Here is a 17016-nt window from a genome sequence, read left to right on the forward strand (position 1 = left end):
ACCAAATTTAAACAACTCTTCGATGAATATCGAATATGGTTATATAGGGAATGGATAATGACGCAGAAAGCTAGCGATAAGATCAACGTGTTTTGGTTCTTACCCACCCACGGCGACGGCCGCTATCTGGGCACCACCGAAGGCGGACGCCCCGTTGATTTAGCGTATTTACAGCAGGTTGCGCTGGCCGCCGACAGCCTCGGCTACTACGGCGTGCTGATCCCCACCGGTAAAAGCTGCGAAGACTCCTGGCTGGTCGCCGCGGCGCTGGCGCCGTTAACCCGCCGCCTGCGCTATCTGGTGGCGGTACGCCCGGGGCTGCAGCCGCCGACGCTGGCGGCGCGCATGGCGGCGACCCTTGACCGCCTGTCGGAGGGCCGGCTGCTGATCAACGTGGTCACCGGCGGCGATCCGGTAGAGAACAAGGGCGACGGAATTTTCCTCGACCATAGCCAGCGCTATCAGGTGACCCGCGAGTTTCTGGACGTTTACTCGCGCCTGCTGAAAGGCGAGAAGGTGGATTATCACGGCGAGCATATTCAGGTTGAAGGGGCGGAAGTGCTCTTTCCGCCGGTGCAGGAAAACGGCCCGCCGCTCTACTTCGGCGGCTCTTCGGAGGAGGCCATTGACGTCGCCGCTGAGCAAATCGATAGCTATCTGACCTGGGGCGAGCCGCCGGAGCTGGTGGCGGAGAAGCTGGCCATCGTGCGCGAGCGCGCCGCCGCCCGCGGCCGCACCCTGGAGTACGGCATTCGCCTGCACGTCATCGTCCGCGAAACGGAAGAAGAGGCGTGGGCCGCCGCTGACCGCCTGATTGCCCATCTGGATGATGACACCATCGCCCAGGCGCAGAAGATCTTTGCCCGCATGGATTCCGCAGGCCAGGCGCGAATGAGCGCCCTGCATAACGGCTCCCGCGACAACCTGCGCATCGCCCCAAACCTGTGGGCGGGCGTTGGCCTCGTGCGCGGCGGGGCGGGTACGGCGCTGGTCGGCAGCCCGCAGCAGGTCGCGGACCGCATTCGCGAATATCAGGCCCTCGGCATCACCAACTTTATCTTCTCCGGCTACCCGCATCTCGAAGAGGCCCACCGCTTTGCCGACCTGGTCATGCCGCTGCTGCCGCTTGCCGGCAGCGCCCAGCCCAAAGCGCGCAGCGTGAATACCGGCCCGTTTGGCGAAACCATCGGCGGCGATAAGCGGCCGGTTAAACAGGTCAGCGCCAGCTGAGCGGGAGGTGGATATGCATTTCTGCCTCCAGAGGGGGATTGCCGATGAGCGCTGAACCGCAGGTGGTCATTATCGGCGGCGGGTTCAGCGGCGCCGCCGTGGCGATTGAGCTGCTGCGCCTGGCCCCGCACGGGCTGCGGGTGACGCTGCTGGAGCCGCGCGCCGTGCCCGGCGCGGGGGTGGCCTACTCCACCGCCGAGCCCTCCCATCGCATCAACGTCCCCGCCGCGCGGATGCAGCTGGCGGGCGAGGAGGAGGGCGCTTTCGACCGCTGGTATCGCGGCCAGCCGGCGTTCGCCGACGACCCGCAGGCGCGGCGCGAGGACGGGGCGCTCTACCCGCAGCGCGGCCAGTTTGGCCGCTACGTCAGCCAGCGTTTTGCCGATGCGCTGCGGGCGAGCGACGGACGGCTGGTGCACCTGCGGGAAGAGGCGTTGAGCTATGGCCCGCGCGGCGTCACTACCGCCGGCGGCCGGCTGCTGAAAAGCGATCTGCTGATCCTCGCGGTGAGCCATCCGCCGCCGGCGCTGCCGCGCCTGGCGGTCCCGTTTCGAGACCATCCGGCGCTGATTGCCAACCCGTGGCGTGCGGACGCGCTTGCCGACGTGGCGCCGGATGCGCGGGTGGCGGTGATGGGCACCGGGCTGACCATGGCCGACACCATCGCCACCCTGGCGCGGCTCGGGCATCGCGGCCCGGTGACGGCATTTTCGCGCCACGGCCTGCTGCCCCGCGGGAACATCAGCGGCGCCGCCGAGCCGTGGCCCGGCGACTATCGCCAGGGCACGCTGCGCCAGCGGCTGCGGCGGGTGCGGGAAGATATCCGTCACGCCGCCGAACAGGGCCAGCCCTGGCAGGTGGTGCTGGACGCGGTGCGTAACCAGGGGCAGAGCATCTGGCAGGGGCTGAGCCTGGCCGACCGCCAGCGCTTTCTGCGCCACCTGCGCAGCTACTGGGATGTGCATCGCTACCGCATCGCCCCGCAGGTCGCCGATGTGCTTAGCCAGCGGCAGCGCGACGGCAGCCTGAAGGTGCAGGCGGCAAGGCTGACGGCGCTGGAGGGCGATGCCGGCCGGCTGACCCTGACCCTGAGTCCGCGCCACGGCGAGCCGCAATCGCTGACCGTCGATCGCCTGATTCTGACCACCGGCCCCGCGCACGGCGGCCTGATCGACAGCCAGCCGCTGCTGCGCGACCTGGCGCGGGAGGGGCTGATCCGCGCCGACGCGCTGGGGCTCGGGCTCGACGTCGATTCGCGCTCCCGGGCGATTGGCCGCGAGGGCGCGGTGACGCCAAAGGTACTGATTTCCGGCCCGGCGGCCCGCGGACGTTTTGGCGAGCTGATGGGTCTGCCGCAGGTCGCCGACCATGCCGCCGCGGTCGCCGCCGAAGCGCTGGCGACGCTGGGGATCGAGAGTTCTTTCGTTATTCATGATTAAGCGTGCGCCCCTCGATCGGGACGCACCGTGGAGAAGTGCTATGTCATCACAACGCGAAATTCGTCTTAATGCTTTTGATATGAACTGCGTCGGCCACCAGTCGCCGGGGCTGTGGACCCATCCGCGCGATCGCTCATGGCAGTACAAGGATCTGGACTACTGGGTTGACCTCGCGCGTCTGCTGGAGCGCGGTAAGTTCGACGGCCTGTTTATTGCCGACGTGCTGGGCATCTACGACGTGCTGAACGGCAACGGCGATGCCGCCATTCGCCAGGCGACGCAGGTGCCGGTGAACGATCCGCTGGCGCTGATTACCCCGATGGCGCTGGTGACGGAGCACCTCGGCTTTGGCCTGACCGCATCGCTGTCGTTTGAGCATCCGTATCCGTTTGCCCGCCGCCTGTCGACCCTTGACCATCTGACCAAAGGCCGGGTGGGCTGGAATATCGTGACCTCATACCTGGAAAGCGGGGCGCGCAACATTGGTCATCAGGCGCAGACCGATCACGATGCGCGCTACGACTACGCCGACGAGTATCTCGACGTGGTCTATAAGCTGCTGGAAGGCAGCTGGGAAGACGGGGCGGTGCTGCGCGATCGCGAACGGGGGATCTTCAGCGATCCGCAGAAAATCCATCCGATCAACCACCAGGGCAACTTCTTCTCGGTTCCGGGGATCCACCTCTGCGAACCCTCGCCGCAGCGCACTCCGGTCCTCTATCAGGCCGGGGCGTCGAGCCGCGGGAAGCAGTTTGCCGCCGGGCACGCCGAGTGCGTGTTTGTCGCCGCGCCGTCAAAAACGCTGCTTAAAAAGACCGTGGCCGACATTCGCCGCCGCGCCGCGGAGGCCGGACGCGATCCGCGCAGCATCCTGATTTTTAACCTGCAAACGGTGATCGTCGGCGAAACCGACCGCGAGGCGCAGGCCAAATGGCAGGAGTATAAATCCTACGTCAGCTACGAGGGGGCGCTGGCGCTGATCTCCGGCTGGACCGGGATCGACTTCGGCCAGTACCAGCCGGATCAGGTGCTGAAATATCTGCATACCAACGCCATTCAGTCGGCGGTCGAGGCCTTTTCCACCGCCGATCCGGACCGTCAGTGGACGGTGCAGGCGCTGGCCGACTGGGTGGGGATTGGCGGCTTCGGCCCGCTGATCGTCGGCAGCGCGGAAACCGTGGCCGACGAGCTGCAGTCGTGGGTCGAGGAGACCGATGTCGATGGTTTTAACCTTGCCTACGCCGTCACCCACGAAACCTTCCGCGATGTGGTGGATCTGCTTATTCCCGAGCTGCAAAAGCGCGGCGTCTTCAAGCAGGAGTACCGCGAAGGCACGCTGCGCGAAAAACTGTTCGGCGCCGGGCCGCGCCTGGTGGCCCCGCATCCGGGGGCCAGCTACCGGCGCGGCGTGCGCATCGACGCCGGGGCGGGGGAGAAGGTGACATGATTGAGATAGACGACCTGCATAAAAGCTACCGCACGGCGGGGGGGCGGGTCAGCGAGGTGCTGAAAGGGCTGTCGCTGCGGGTGCCGACCGGCTCCATCACCGCGGTGGTGGGGCCAAGCGGCGCGGGTAAATCGACCCTTGCGCGCTGCATCAGCCTGCTGGAGCGCCCCGACAGCGGCAGCATCCGGGTTAACGGCAACGACCTGTCGCTGCTCAGCGGCGAGGCGCTGCGCCGCGAGCGGCGGGCGATCGGCACCGTTTTCCAGTCCTCGGCGCTGCTGAACCGCAAAACGGCCTGGCAAAATATCGCCCTGCCGCTGGAGTACCTCGGGGTGGTGGAGCGGGATGTTAAAGCCCGGGTCGGCGAACTGCTGGAAAGCGTCGGCCTGAGCGATAAAGCGGACGCCTGGCCGGCCCAGCTCTCCGGCGGCCAGCGCCAGCGCATCGGCATCGCCCGCGCCCTGGCGCTGCGTCCTTCGGTGCTGCTGGCGGACGAGGCCACCTCCGGGCTGGACCCGCAGGCCACCGCCGCGGTGCTCAATTTGCTTAAACGCCTGCGCGATGAGTATCGCCTGGCGATCGTGCTGATTACCCACGAGATGGACGCGGTACGCGCGGCGGCGGATGCGGTCGCTGAAATTCGCGACGGCGCGATCCTTCAGTTCGGCGAGGTGAAAGAGCTGCTGGCGCGCCCGGATTCTCTGCTGGGCCAGCAGCTGCTGCCGCTCTCTCCGGTGGCGGCCCATAGCGATCTGCTGCTGCGCCTGAGCTACCGCTGGGATGTGCCGGTGGCCACCGACTGGATCAGCCGCCTGAGCCAGCAGTTTGCGCTGCAGATCGACCTGCTCGGCGGCCACGTTGAGGTGATCAACGGCCGGCTGGCGGGGCGGCTGCAGGCGGGGGTGCGCTTTCAGGGCGAGCGTCTGTCGGCGGCGCGGATGCTGGCGCTGCTGGCGCAGCTTGGTATCGCGGCGGAGGTGCTTGACGGCGCGCCGGAACTCAAGGAGGCGGTATGAAACCTTCGGTAATCAGCCAGGATACCCCCTGGAGCGAGATCCATACGCTGCTGCTGCCCGCCTACGGCGAAACCTGGCTGATGGTGGCTATTGTGATGCTGTTTGTGGTGACCCTCAGCGGAGCGGTCGGCGTGGTGCTATTCAACGCTTCGTCGCGGGGCCTGTTCCCGCACGCCGCGCTGTACCGGGTGCTGAACTGGGTGGTGAATATGGGGCGCTCCCTGCCGTTTCTGGTGCTGATGGCGGCGATTATTCCCTTCACCTTCTGGCTCACCGGGACAACGATCGGTATTCCTGCCGCCGTGGTGCCGATGATCGCCGCCGGAGTGCCGTTTTTCGGCCGGCTGGTGGAAAACGCGCTGCGCGAGCTGCCGGCGGAGGTCACCGCCGTGGGGATCGTCTGCGGCGGCTCGCGCTGGCAGATTATCCGCAGCGCCCAGCTGAGCGAAGCCCTGCCCGCGCTGGTGGCGGCGGTGACGCTCAACCTGGTGTCGATGATCGAATATTCCGCCATTGCCGGCACCATCGGCGCGGGAGGGATCGGCTATCTGGCGGTGGTGTACGGCTACCAGCGCTTCGACAATCACATCATGATCGCCACCATTATCGCGCTGATCGCCACTATCCAGCTGATTCAATTTTTCGGTGACCGTCTGGTCAACAAACTTCGCCACACGCAGGGGATCTCTTCATGACAACAGAACAGTTTGAGTTACGTAAGGCCCGCCGCTGGCCGTGGCTGGCGGCGCTGGTAGTGATTGTGGCGCTGGCCGTCGCCTTCTGGTGGTGGCGGGGAGAGGCCCGGTCGCAGCAGGTGGTGTTCGGCACCACCCTGAAAATTCACTATGAACCGGCGATGGCCGGTGAACAGCGGATCATTGAGTACATCGGCGAGCATATTGCGCCGGATTACGGCCTGAAGCTGGAGGCGGTGGGGGTGCAGGATCCGGTGCAGGCGGATCGCGCGGTGGCGCAGGGGGAGTACGCCGGAACCATCTATCAGCATCAGTGGTGGCTGAAGCAGGTGGTGGACGCTAACGGCTTCGCGCTTTCCACCACGGTGCCGGTGTTCCAGTGGGCCTTTGGCATTTACTCCGATCGCTATAAATCGGTTAAGGATCTGCCGAGCGGGGCGACGATCGTGGTGCCGGATGATGGCGCCAACCAGGGGCAGGCGCTGTGGCTGCTGCAGCGTATCGGCCTGATTACGCTCGACCCGGCGGTGGAGCCGCGCACGGCGAAGCTGAAGAATATCGTCGGTAACCCGCATCAGTTTAATTTCAAAGAGCTGGATCTGTTAACCATGCCGCGGGCGCTCAATTCGGTGGATGCGGCAATCGGCTATGTCTCGCAGTTTGATGCCGGAAAAGTATCGCGTGACAGAGGCATTTTATTCCCGCCGGCGCCGCGCACCTTCGCTTCGCAATTGGTCATCGGGACGCCTTATTTATCGCAGGAGAATATCGTCAAATTAAAACAGGCGTTTTCCGACCCGCGGATCCAGAGCTGGCTGAAAACCACCGACGATCCGCTGGTGAAAGACGTGCTGGTGCCGGTTTCCGCCGAATAATCTGTGCCGCTGAGCGATCTCGCAGGACGGGCGAAAGCTCGTCCTGATTTTGCCGTTTTATTCAATTAACTTATTGAATATATTGATTTTTATATGCGTATTTGTTGGTTCCACTTTATCAGCGGTCGGCCTATAACTGCGATCGTCTGCACAACATAATAAGGTGAAAACATGAGTACGCTGTCTGTTGATAATCCCGGTGTGGCCTCCGCGCCGGTGAGTAGCGTCGGGGACGTGGCGCGGCTAATTAATTCGGGCAAGGATCGGGCTAAATATGCGCGGATGATTGTCTTCCTCGCTCTCGGCGGCGTCTTCCTTGACGCCTATGATTTAACCACGCTCTCCTACGGTATCGACGACGTGGTGCGTGAATTCCAGCTCTCGCCGCTGCTGACCGGCCTGGTCACCTCATCCATTATGGTCGGCACCATTTTTGGCAACCTGATCGGCGGCTGGCTGACGGATAAATATGGCCGCTATTCGGTGTTTATGGCCGATATGCTGTTTTTTGTCGTCTCGGCTATTGCCGCGGGGCTGGCGCCCAACGTCTGGGTGCTGATCGGCGCCCGTTTCCTGATGGGCATCGGCGTCGGTATCGATCTGCCGGTCGCCATGTCCTACCTCGCTGAATTCTCCCGTTTTACCGGCAAAGGCAACAAGGCCTCGCGCCTCGCCGCCTGGTGCCCGATGTGGTACGCCGCCTCGACGGTCTGTTTTCTGATTATCTTCGGCCTCTATTTTCTGCTGCCAAAGGAGCATCTCGACTGGCTGTGGCGCGCCTCGCTGCTGTTTGGCGCGGTTCCGGCGCTGCTGATTATCGCCGTGCGCAGAAAATTTATGAATGAATCGCCGCTGTGGGCGGCAAACCAGGGAGACCTGGCCTCGGCGGTGCGCATTCTGCGCGACTCTTACGGCATTGCCGCCCATGAAGCGCCGGCTGAACGCCCCGCGCCGCCGCCGAAGGTGAGCTTCCGCGTGCTGTTTGAAAAGCCGTACCGCGAGCGCACCATCGTTGCCGGGGTGATGAATATCTGTATCTCCTTTGAGTACACCGCCATCGCCTTTTTCCTGCCGTCGATCCTCGCGCAGTTTCTCGGGGCCGGCGTGTTTGAAACCATCTCCGCTTCGCTGGGGCTGAACGCGCTATTTGCCTTTACCGGCGGTCTGCTGGGAATGCATCTGGCGTGGAAATATCCGTCGCGCCACGTGGCGATTGCCGGCTTCGCGCTGCAGTTTATCGCCCTGATTGTGCTTGCTCTGGTGGGCCAGCCGCAGGCCACCGTCGGCGTGGTGCTGGCGATTGCGATGCTTGGGCTGTGGCTGTTTGCCGAGGGCTTTGGCCCCGGCGCGCAGCTGATGATCTATCCGGCGCTCTCCTATCCAACCTCGATTCGCGCCACCGGCGTCGGCTTCAGCCGGGCGCTCTCCGGGATCGGCAGCGCGCTGGCGCTGTTCGTGCTGCCGCTGCTGCAGGCCTCCCTCGGCACGCAAATGTTCTGGGTGGTATCGCTGGCCGCCCTGATTCCGATCTTCTTCCTGCTTGCGGTTCGCCACGAGCCGACGCGTCACGACATTGACGACAGCCACCATTAAGGAACAGATGATGACACTACTTTCTACCGGTACCGATTACGAACAGCTGGCGGCGGCCTTTCGGCCGATTTTCTCACGCATTGCGCAAGGGGCGGCCAGCCGCGAGCAGCAGCGTATTCTGCCCGAGGAGCCGATTCGCTGGCTGAAGGAGGCGGGATTCGGCACGCTGCGCATTCCGCGGGAAAAGGGCGGCTGGGGCGCGTCGTTGCCGCAGCTGATTGCCCTGCTGATTGAGCTGGCCGAGGCTGATTCAAACCTGCCGCAGGCGCTGCGCGCTCATTTTGCCTTTGTTGAGGACCGTCTGAATCAGCCCGATTCTGCGCAGCGCGATCGCTGGTTCCAGCGTTTTCGCGACGGGGAGCTGGTGGGCAGCGGCTGGACCGAAACGGGGGCGGTGAAGCTTGGGGAGGTGAATACTCAGGTGACGCCGGACGAGCGCGGCTGGCGGCTCAGCGGCGAGAAGTTTTACAGCACCGGGACGCTGTACGCCGACTGGATTGACGTCTTTGCCCGCCGCAGCGACAACGGCGGCGACGTGATAGCGCTGGTCAGTACCAGGCAAAGCGGGGTGGAGCGAGAGGACGACTGGGACGGCTTTGGCCAGCGTCTGACCGGCAGCGGCACCACCCGCTTCCGGCAGGCGCAGGTTGAGCAGGAACATGTCTACGATTTTGCCGAGCGCTTTCGCTACCAGACCGCCTTCTATCAGCATATCTTACTGGCGACGCTGGCGGGTATCGGCCTTGCGGTAGAACGCGATGCCGCCGAAGGGGTGAAAAAACGCTCCCGTATGTACAGCCACGGCAATGCCGCCGTGCCGCGCGACGATCCTCAGGTGCTGCAGGTGGTCGGGCAAATCAGCAGCTGGGCGTGGGCGACCCGCGCGGCGGTGCTGCAGGCGGCGGAGTCTTTACAGCAGGCCTATATCGTTCACGCCAGCGGCGACGAGGCGCTGATTGAGCAGCGTAATCGTCTGGCGGAGGTTGAAGCGGCGCAGGCGCAGGTGATTGCCAGCGACTGGATACCGCGCGCGGCGACCGAGCTGTTTAACGCCCTCGGCGCGTCGGACACCCGGGTAGGCAAAGCGCTCGATCGCCACTGGCGCAACGCGCGCACGGTGGCGTCGCATAATCCGGTTATCTATAAAGCGCGCAATATCGGCAACTGGCTGGTCAACGGCGAAGCGCCGACCTTTATCTGGCAGATAGGCAACGGCGAGAAAACGCAGGGGTAAGGAGGGAGGCGACGGGGAAAACCGTCGCCGTTAATCACTATTTATCCTGCGACCAGGTGGCGCTGCGCACGTCCACTTTGACCGGCAGCAGGCCAACGCGGGTGAAGGTATCCGCCAGCGCCTGCTGTTCGTTATAGACCGCAGGCGTCATGCGTTCGGCGCCGTAGGGCAGGCGGGCGAGCGCTTTCAGCCAGATAGCCTTATCCAGCACGGTTGAGGTCGCCAAAATCCCGGCGGCGTCGTCCTGATGAGCGTTAGCCCAGTCGCTGAGCTGGCGTAACTCATCCACCACCTGTTTTGCCGTATCCGGGTGGTTTTCGGCAAATTTGCGGCTGGCGAGATAGAAGGTGTAGTGCGGCACCAGCCCTTCAGCGTTGCGGATCTGCCGCGCCCTGGCGTTGGTTTCGACTTCGGCAAGGTACGGGTCCCAGATAACCCAGGCATCAATGGCGCCGCGCTGGAAGGCGGCGCGGGCATCGGCCGGAGGCAGATAGACCGGCGTGATATCTTTATAGCTCAGTCCGGCTTTTTCCAGCGCGGCCACCAGCAGGTAGTTGACGTCAGAGCCTTTATTCAGCCCCACGCGCTTGCCTTTCAGGTCGGCCACGTTGTGGAGCGTCGAGTTTTCCGGCACCACGATGGCTTCGGTTTTGGGGTTCGCCGGGGAGTGGGCGAGATAAACCAGATCCGCCCGCGCCGCCTGAGCGAATGCCGGCGGAGCGTCGCCGGTGGCCGCCAGGTCGATGCTGCCGACGTTTAGCCCTTCCAGCATCTGCGGACCGGCAGGAAACTCTATCCAGCGCACGGCGATGCCCTGTTTTTTGAAGGTCTCATCGAGGGTTCCGCGATATTTCAGCAGGGCGAAAATATTGGCTTTTTGATAGCCGATGTTAACGGTTTCCGGCGCCTGTGCCAGCGCGGAAGCAGAGAGGCCGAGCACCAGCGGCAGCAGGGCCAGATGGAACCTTTTGGACATGATTTGTTCTCCTGTAGCGGTTAACCGTAAGGTAACAAATTGCCCTTATAACCAATAAATAACTAAATCTTAGTCTATATAACAAAAGTGGCGGTTGGCGCGGCGGGGAGTGCGGGAGAGTGCCCGGCAGGCGCGGCTGCCGGGCTGGAGAGGGCTTAATCGCAGGTCACGATTTTCATCGCCAGGCCACCGCGCGACGTTTCACGGTACTTGGCGTTCATATCCTTGCCGGTTTCGTACATCGTCTCGATAACCTTATCGAGGCACACGCGCGGTTCGCTGGTGCGGCGCAGCGCCATCCGGGCGGCGTTGACGGCCTTCACCGAGGCGATGGCGTTACGCTCGATGCACGGCACCTGAACCTGGCCGGCAACCGGGTCGCAGGTCAGGCCCAGGTTGTGCTCCATACCGATTTCCGCGGCGATGCACACCTGGCCCGGGCTGCCGCCCAGCAGCTCGGTTAAGCCGGCCGCCGCCATCGAACAGGCCACGCCGACCTCGCCCTGGCAGCCCACTTCGGCGCCGGAAATCGAGGCGTTCATCTTATACAGCGAGCCAATTGCGCTGGTCACCAGCAGGTAGCGCGCCAGCGAGTTGGCGTTGACCTTGCGGATAAACTTATCGTAGTAGGCCAGTACCGCCGGCACGATCCCGCAGGCGCCGTTGGTCGGCGCGGTGACCACGCGGCCGCCGGCGGCGTTCTCTTCGTTCACCGCCAGGGCGAACATATTAATCCAGTCAACGACCGCCATCGGATCGCTGTTGGTATTGTCCTGGCTGACCAGCATCCGGCGTAACGCGGCGGCGCGGCGCGGGACCCGCAGCTTGCCCGGCAGAACCCCTTCGGTGCTGATGCCGCGCTCAATACCGCCGCTCATCACGTCCCAGACGGCGGCAAAGTGCTGCTCCAGCTCTTCTTTGCTGTGCAGCGCCAGCTCGTTTTGCATCATCAGGCCGGAAAGCGAGAGCCCGCTTTCGCGGCAGTGCCGCTGTAAATCAGCCGCATTTTGGTAGGGATAAGGCACGGCAACCGGCGCGTCGTTGCTCTGGCCGAAGTGCTGTTCGTCGACGATAAAACCGCCGCCGATGGAGTAGTAGGTCTGGCTATAGAGTACCTTGTCGCCGCCGAGGGCGGTAATGCGCATGCCGTTTTCATGCAGCGACAGGTTGTCGGCATGGAAATTCATGCAGCGGTCAACCGGGAAGTCGACCTCCCGCTGGCCGTTTGCCAGCATCAGGCGCCCGTGGGTGTTGACGTCCTGAATAAACGCCGGAATGGCGTCAATGTCGACGCTATCGGGCATGTTGCCCGCCAGACCCATAATAATCGCAATGTCGGTATGGTGGCCTTTGCCGGTCAGGGAAAGGGAGCCGTATACGTCGACGATGACGGTGGTGACGTCGGCAAGCAGCCCGCGTGCGATAAGGTCGTCGGTGAATTGTTTGCCCGCTTTCATTGGCCCCACGGTGTGGGAGCTGGAAGGGCCAATGCCGATTTTAAAGATATCGAATACGCTGATCATGATGCACATCCAGAGCTGTCGGAAAGCGCGCCGCCGGCAGGCGGCGCGAGGGGGAGATTAGCTGAACAGGGAGTAGAAAATAGCGGAGATAGCAATCAGGCCCATAAGCACCACGAAGACGTTGCTGACGTGGCCGCTGTATTTGCGCATCGCCGGGACTTTCTGAATCGCGTACATCGGCATCAGGAACAGAATCATCGCGATAATCGGGCCGCCGAGGGTTTCGATCATGCCGAGAATGCTCGGGTTCAGCGTCGCCACAATCCAGGTGGTGACCAGCATGAACAGCGCGGTGATTTTGTTCAGCTTATTGATTTCGATGGATTTACCTTTGCCGCGCAGGGATTTAATCACCATGCCGTTAAAGCCTTCACGGGCGCCAAGATAGTGGCCGAGGAAGGATTTGGTGATGGCAATCATCGCAATGATCGGCGCCATCCAGGCAATCAGCGGGGCGTTAAAGTGGTTCGCCAGGTAAGAGAGAATCGAGATGTTCTGATCTTTTGCCGCCGCCAGGTCCGTCGGGGAGAGGCTCAGCACGCAGCTGAAGACGAAGAACATAACGGTAATCACCATCATGATGTGCGCGCGGGCGAGGATGCTGGAGCATTTTTTCTCAGCGCCCTGGCCGTACTCTTCACGCTTCGCCACGGCGAAGGAGGAGATGATCGGTGAGTGGTTAAAGGAGAAGACCATGACCGGAATCGCCAGCCACAGGGTCATCCACAGGCCGTTGCCGGTAGAAGTTGCGCTGCTCAGGGAGAGGGTTTCCAGCGCCGCGCCGTTCCACTCTGGGATTAGATACAGCGCCAGAATCATCAGGGCGACCACGAACGGGAACACCAGTACGCTCATCGCTTTCACAATCATCTGCTCGCCGAAGCGCACGATGGTCATCATGCCGACGATCAGGATCAGCGAGAGAATCGCGCGCGGCGGCGGCGTCATCTGCAGCTGGTGCAGCATAAAGCTCTCGACGGTATTGGTAATCGCAACGCTATACACCAGCAGAATCGGGTAGATAGCGAAGAAGTAGAGCAGGGTAATCAGCTTACCTGCGCCCACGCCAAAGTGTTCTTCTACGACTTCGGTGATGTCTTCCCCCGGATTCTTACCGGAAAGCACAAAACGGGTCATTCCGCGGTGGGCAAAGAACGTCATCGGGAAAGCCAGAATAGCCATGATGATCAGCGGGATCAGACCGCCGACGCCGGCGTTGATCGGCAGGAACAGAACGCCTGCGCCGATAGCCGTGCCGTACAGGCCCAGCATCCACATGGTATCGGTTTTGCGCCATCCGCTGCGGGTTTCGCCCGAAACGATAGTGCTGGTTTGCGTGGTTTCCATCTGTATCTCCTGGAGGAAGCAACAAAAAATAATAAATAAAATCAATTAAGTAATATTAAATTCGTTTGTTTACGGTTTTTTCGTGATTTTCTCCGTAACAAGTGGGGCGGAAAGATACATTCATATTGGAAATCTATCAGTGATCGCGATCTCAATTGCAATAATCCACTTTCAGGGTGGGTATTTTTAGTCCAACAGTCTGTTTCTGATGTTCAGCCAGATATTTGTGGCGCGAAGGCTATCATTCGCAGCATATGCGATAAAAGCATGGCGGCGTAATAACGAGGTTTTTGCTGTAAAAATGGGATGTTCTCGATGTTTTAGCTCTCAAATATCTTTTTTGTGGTGATATTTGTTGCTGTTTTTGGAAAGGCAAACGATTGGCTTTGCAAAAAGCTACAAAACATTCACAAAGAAAATAGATTTCTGACAGGGCGCGCGGCGAAGTCGGTGGGTAGGCAGATTATCGTGCTGGAGAACGGGAGAACGGGAGAACGGGAGAACGGGAGAACGGGAGAACGGGAGCGGAGGGGCGCTGGGATACAGGAAAACGGGAGTGCGGGTTGGATTACCCGGGCAGGGCGTTAGCCGCCGCCCGGGAGGGTCAGAACAGGGTTCAGGAGCCTATTTCATAGCAAGGGATGTAGGCGCTGCCGCCCGGCAGCTTCATGCGGTGCTGGGCGACAAAGCCCTGCAGCAGATCGTCCATCCGGCGCATGATCTCCGCATCGCCGTGCAGCTTATAAGGGCCGAATTTTTCAATCGCCTGGATGCCGACCTCTTTGACGTTCCCGGCGACGATCCCGGAGAAGGCGCGGCGCAGATCCGCAGCCAGCACCTCTACCGGCTGGTCCGGGTAGAGCTTGAGGTTGGCCATGTTTTCGTGCGTCGGATCGAACGGCATCTGCAGGTCCGGCGAAATACGAATCGACCAGTTAAAGCTGTAGGCGTCGTCGGTTTCCCGGCGGCTCTCTTTGACCAGCGGCATCGCTTTCTTCAGCTGACGCGCCACTTCGCTGGCGTCGTCAATGATAATCTTGTAGTGGCGACGCGCCGATTCGCCCATGGTGTGGACGATGAACTCATCCAGCACGCGGAAATAGTTCTCGCTCTCTTTTGGTCCGGTGAGGATCAGCGGCAGCACCTGCGCCTTGTTGTCCGGGTGCATCAGAATTCCCAGCAGATAGAGCAGCTCTTCCGCCGTACCCACCCCGCCCGGGAAGATAATGATACCGTGGGCGATGCGCACGAAGGCCTCAAGACGCTTTTCGATATCCGGCATGATGATCAGCTCGTTCACCAGCGGGTTCGGCGGCTCGGCGGCAATAATCGAAGGTTCGGTCATGCCGATAAAGCGGCTGTCTTTGTAGCGCTGCTGGGCATGGCCAACCGCGGCGCCTTTCATCGGTGCTTCCATCGCGCCAGGGCCGCAGCCGGTGCAGATATTCAGCTCGCGCAGGCCGAGCTGGGTCCCGACGCGGCGGGCGTAGAGATATTCGGTCTCATTAATCGAGTGGCCGCCCCAGCAGACGATCATATTGGGCGCTTCGCCGACGTGCAGGGCGCGGGCGTTACGCAGAATCGAGAATACCAGGTTGGTGATATGCACCGAACTTTCGAGGTCGAGGTTCGGCAGACGAACGGTATTATGAATCTGCCCGTAAACGAACAGGATGTCGCGCAGCACGGCAAACAGGTTGGCCTGCAGGGAACGGATAATACGCCCGTCAACGAACGCCTCTTCCGGCGGGTTGATCAGTTCCAGCTTCACGCCGCGTTCGCGACGCAGCACGTTAATATCGAAGTTTTCAAAACGAGACAGCAGCTCTTTGCTGTTATCGGTCAGGCTCCCCGAGTTGAGCACGGCAAGCGAACAGTTACGAAAGAGTTGATACAGGTCGCTGCTGGCGGTGCGTTTAAGCATATCCACTTCCAGCTGTGACAGCATATCCATTGAACCAAGCGGGCTAACATGTGTAATCAAGTGAACTCCTTAACAGGACGATTATCGTCTTCCTGTGATTACAATAGCCCTGCCTGCGGCGTTTTCACAACCTTGCGTACGCGTGAAGGCACGCAAAGTTGTGAAAATTCTTTGCTACTGGCGCGCCAGACGAGCGATAGCCGGAACAAAGTCCGCGTTGCTGCGCCACGGGTTGATGTCGAGGCCGCCGCGGCGGGTGTAGCGGGCGTAGACGGAGAGCGACTGCGGCCGGCAGAAGCGCAGGAGGTCGTTGAAGATCCGCTCGACGCACTGCTCGTGAAACTCGTTGTGATGACGGAACGAGACCAGGTAGCGCAGCAGCTTTTCGCGATCGATTTTTGGCCCGCGATACTGGATTTGCACCGAGCCCCAGTCCGGCTGGTGGGTGATCAGGCAGTTCGATTTCAGCAGATGGCTCACCAGCGTCTCTTCGACGATTTGGTCGCCGGCGGCGTCCAGCAGGTAGTCGGTGCTGAATTCATAGTTATCAACTTCGATATCCTGATCGTCGATGCAGGTGCCGTGCAGATGGGCCACCGGCTGGCCTTCGAGTTCGTCGAGTCGATAGAGCGCAACCGTCACCTCACCCTGCGCGCAGGCGCTAAGGTCGCGCGTCAGGGTCGCCTGCACCTCCTGCCAGTCGGCAAAGCGGGTCTGGTTGAAGCTGTTGAGATAGAGCTTAAAGCTCTTCGACTCCACCAGGTTCACGCTGGTATCGCTCAGCTCGACGTGGCCCACCGCCACCTGCGGCAGACCTTTTGCGTTCAGCCAGGAGAGCTCGTACAGCGTCCAGATATCGCCGCCGTGGAAGGGCAGGCTATCGGCGTGCAGGCCCAGCGGATCGCGGTTCAGGCTGCGCGGCACGCCCTGCAGCAGGGATGCGTCGTAGGTATCACGGTAATCGGTTGATTTACCGAGCGTCAGGCCAGCGAGGGCCTGATGATTCTCATAAGAAGACATGTTTCACCATAGTAAAGCGGGTACACTATTCGCTAAGTGTATCCTGGCTAACGTGAAGAGAGAAACCGGTGGACAATCAGACCGCAGAAGCGCTGCAAGCATTTACCCAACGTTATTGCGACGCCTGGCAGCAGCAGCGCGCAAGCCTGCCGCGCAGCGAAGAGCTTTACGGCATCCCGTCGCCCTGCATCAGCGCGACGGACGGCGACGCCGTTTTCTGGCAGCCGCAGCCCTTTTCTCTCCCCGCCAATATCAGCGCGGTTGAAAGGGCCTTCGATATTGTGGTACAACCGCCGGCTCATAGTTTTTATACCACCCAGTTTGCCGGCGATATGCAGGCGCGCTTTGCCGGTGAAACGATGACCCTGCTGCAGGCCTGGAGCCCGGATGACTTCCAGCGCATGCAGGAAAATCTGATTGGCCATCTGGTGGTGCAAAAACGCCTGAAGCTGTCGCCGACGCTGTTTATCGCCACGCTGGACAGCGAGCTGGACGTTATCTCCGTTTGTAACGTCAGCGGTGAAGTCCTCAAAGAGACTCTCGGCACGCGCAGGCGTACGACCCTTTCTGCCTCCCTGGCGAGTTTTCTTAACCAGCTCGATCCGGTTCTGTAATCCATTATGCCTGCCCGTTTGTGAGAGATCTCTTACAAGACCTGTAAGAGATCGTCATCATTTAAGTCATTTTTCAACTATTT

General features: G+C 61.4%; 14 protein-coding genes. 9 read left to right on the forward strand and 5 right to left on the reverse strand.

The genetic code is table 11. The features are described from left to right. The first annotated feature begins 57 nt into the window (after window positions 1-57). The 8 genes from ssuD to MMW58_RS05525 all read left to right on the forward strand — a co-directional run bounded on the left by ssuD (window position 58) and on the right by MMW58_RS05525 (window position 9529). Window positions 58-1230: an FMNH2-dependent alkanesulfonate monooxygenase gene (gene ssuD, locus MMW58_RS05490; protein WP_241722868.1), complete on the forward strand. Its 1173-nt coding sequence runs from the start codon at window positions 58-60 to the stop codon at window positions 1228-1230. Window positions 1231-1274: 44 nt separating this feature from the next. Beyond that, window positions 1275-2669 carry an FAD/NAD(P)-binding protein gene (locus MMW58_RS05495; RefSeq protein WP_241722869.1) on the forward strand — a complete coding sequence of 465 codons (1395 nt, stop codon included), beginning with the start codon at window positions 1275-1277 and terminating at the stop codon, window positions 2667-2669. Window positions 2670-2709: 40 nt separating this feature from the next. Then, entirely contained in the window at window positions 2710-4116 is a 1407-nt protein-coding gene (locus MMW58_RS05500) for an LLM class flavin-dependent oxidoreductase (RefSeq protein WP_241722870.1), read from the forward strand. Then, a complete protein-coding gene (locus MMW58_RS05505; RefSeq protein ID WP_095098684.1) occupies window positions 4113-5132 on the forward strand; it encodes a methionine ABC transporter ATP-binding protein in 1020 nt (339 codons plus the stop codon). Before MMW58_RS05500 ends, MMW58_RS05505 begins: the two co-directional genes overlap by 4 nt. Continuing rightward, window positions 5129-5827 carry a methionine ABC transporter permease gene (locus tag MMW58_RS05510; protein ID WP_241722871.1) on the forward strand — a complete coding sequence of 233 codons (699 nt, stop codon included), beginning with the start codon at window positions 5129-5131 and terminating at the stop codon, window positions 5825-5827. The genes MMW58_RS05505 and MMW58_RS05510 overlap by 4 nt, the downstream gene beginning before the upstream one ends. Next, window positions 5824-6702: a MetQ/NlpA family ABC transporter substrate-binding protein gene (locus MMW58_RS05515; RefSeq protein ID WP_241722872.1), complete on the forward strand. Its 879-nt coding sequence runs from the start codon at window positions 5824-5826 to the stop codon at window positions 6700-6702. Before MMW58_RS05510 ends, MMW58_RS05515 begins: the two co-directional genes overlap by 4 nt. Before the next feature lie 171 nt (window positions 6703-6873). After that, window positions 6874-8295 carry an MFS transporter gene (locus tag MMW58_RS05520; RefSeq protein WP_133600422.1) on the forward strand — a complete coding sequence of 474 codons (1422 nt, stop codon included), beginning with the start codon at window positions 6874-6876 and terminating at the stop codon, window positions 8293-8295. A gap of 10 nt (window positions 8296-8305) precedes the next feature. Next, window positions 8306-9529, forward strand: a complete 1224-nt coding sequence (locus MMW58_RS05525) for an acyl-CoA dehydrogenase family protein (protein WP_159236299.1) — start codon at window positions 8306-8308, stop codon at window positions 9527-9529. Between the two features lie 37 nt (window positions 9530-9566). Here the strand turns inward: MMW58_RS05525 and MMW58_RS05530 are convergent, their stop codons facing one another. The 5 genes from MMW58_RS05530 to queF form a co-directional block, all read right to left on the reverse strand. Then, window positions 9567-10505 (reverse strand): sulfonate ABC transporter substrate-binding protein, encoded by a 939-nt coding sequence (locus MMW58_RS05530; protein WP_241722873.1) that lies wholly within the window; start codon window positions 10503-10505, stop codon window positions 9567-9569. Between the two features lie 155 nt (window positions 10506-10660). Then, on the reverse strand, window positions 10661-12028 hold the full coding sequence (locus MMW58_RS05535) for an L-serine ammonia-lyase (RefSeq protein WP_241722874.1): 1368 nt from the start codon (window positions 12026-12028) through the stop codon (window positions 10661-10663). A gap of 57 nt (window positions 12029-12085) precedes the next feature. Next, the gene (locus tag MMW58_RS05540; protein ID WP_133600420.1) at window positions 12086-13375 is read right to left on the reverse strand and encodes an HAAAP family serine/threonine permease; all 1290 of its coding nucleotides are present in this window, start codon (window positions 13373-13375) and stop codon (window positions 12086-12088) included. A gap of 616 nt (window positions 13376-13991) precedes the next feature. Beyond that, complete coding sequence (gene ppnN / locus MMW58_RS05545; protein ID WP_133600419.1) at window positions 13992-15359, reverse strand: nucleotide 5'-monophosphate nucleosidase PpnN; 1368 nt, start codon at window positions 15357-15359, stop codon at window positions 13992-13994. A 114-nt stretch (window positions 15360-15473) separates the two neighbouring features. Further along, on the reverse strand, window positions 15474-16319 hold the full coding sequence (queF, locus tag MMW58_RS05550; RefSeq protein ID WP_159236185.1) for an NADPH-dependent 7-cyano-7-deazaguanine reductase QueF: 846 nt from the start codon (window positions 16317-16319) through the stop codon (window positions 15474-15476). 68 nt (window positions 16320-16387) lie between these two features. Here queF and syd point away from each other — a divergent pair, with 68 nt between their 5' ends. After that, window positions 16388-16933, forward strand: a complete 546-nt coding sequence (gene syd / locus MMW58_RS05555; protein WP_133600417.1) for a SecY-interacting protein — start codon at window positions 16388-16390, stop codon at window positions 16931-16933. The last annotated feature ends 83 nt before the right edge of the window (window positions 16934-17016 follow it).

The sequence above is a fragment of the Klebsiella sp. HC6 genome, from assembly GCF_022605325.1.
Classification (GTDB): Bacteria; Pseudomonadota; Gammaproteobacteria; order Enterobacterales; family Enterobacteriaceae; genus Klebsiella; species Klebsiella terrigena.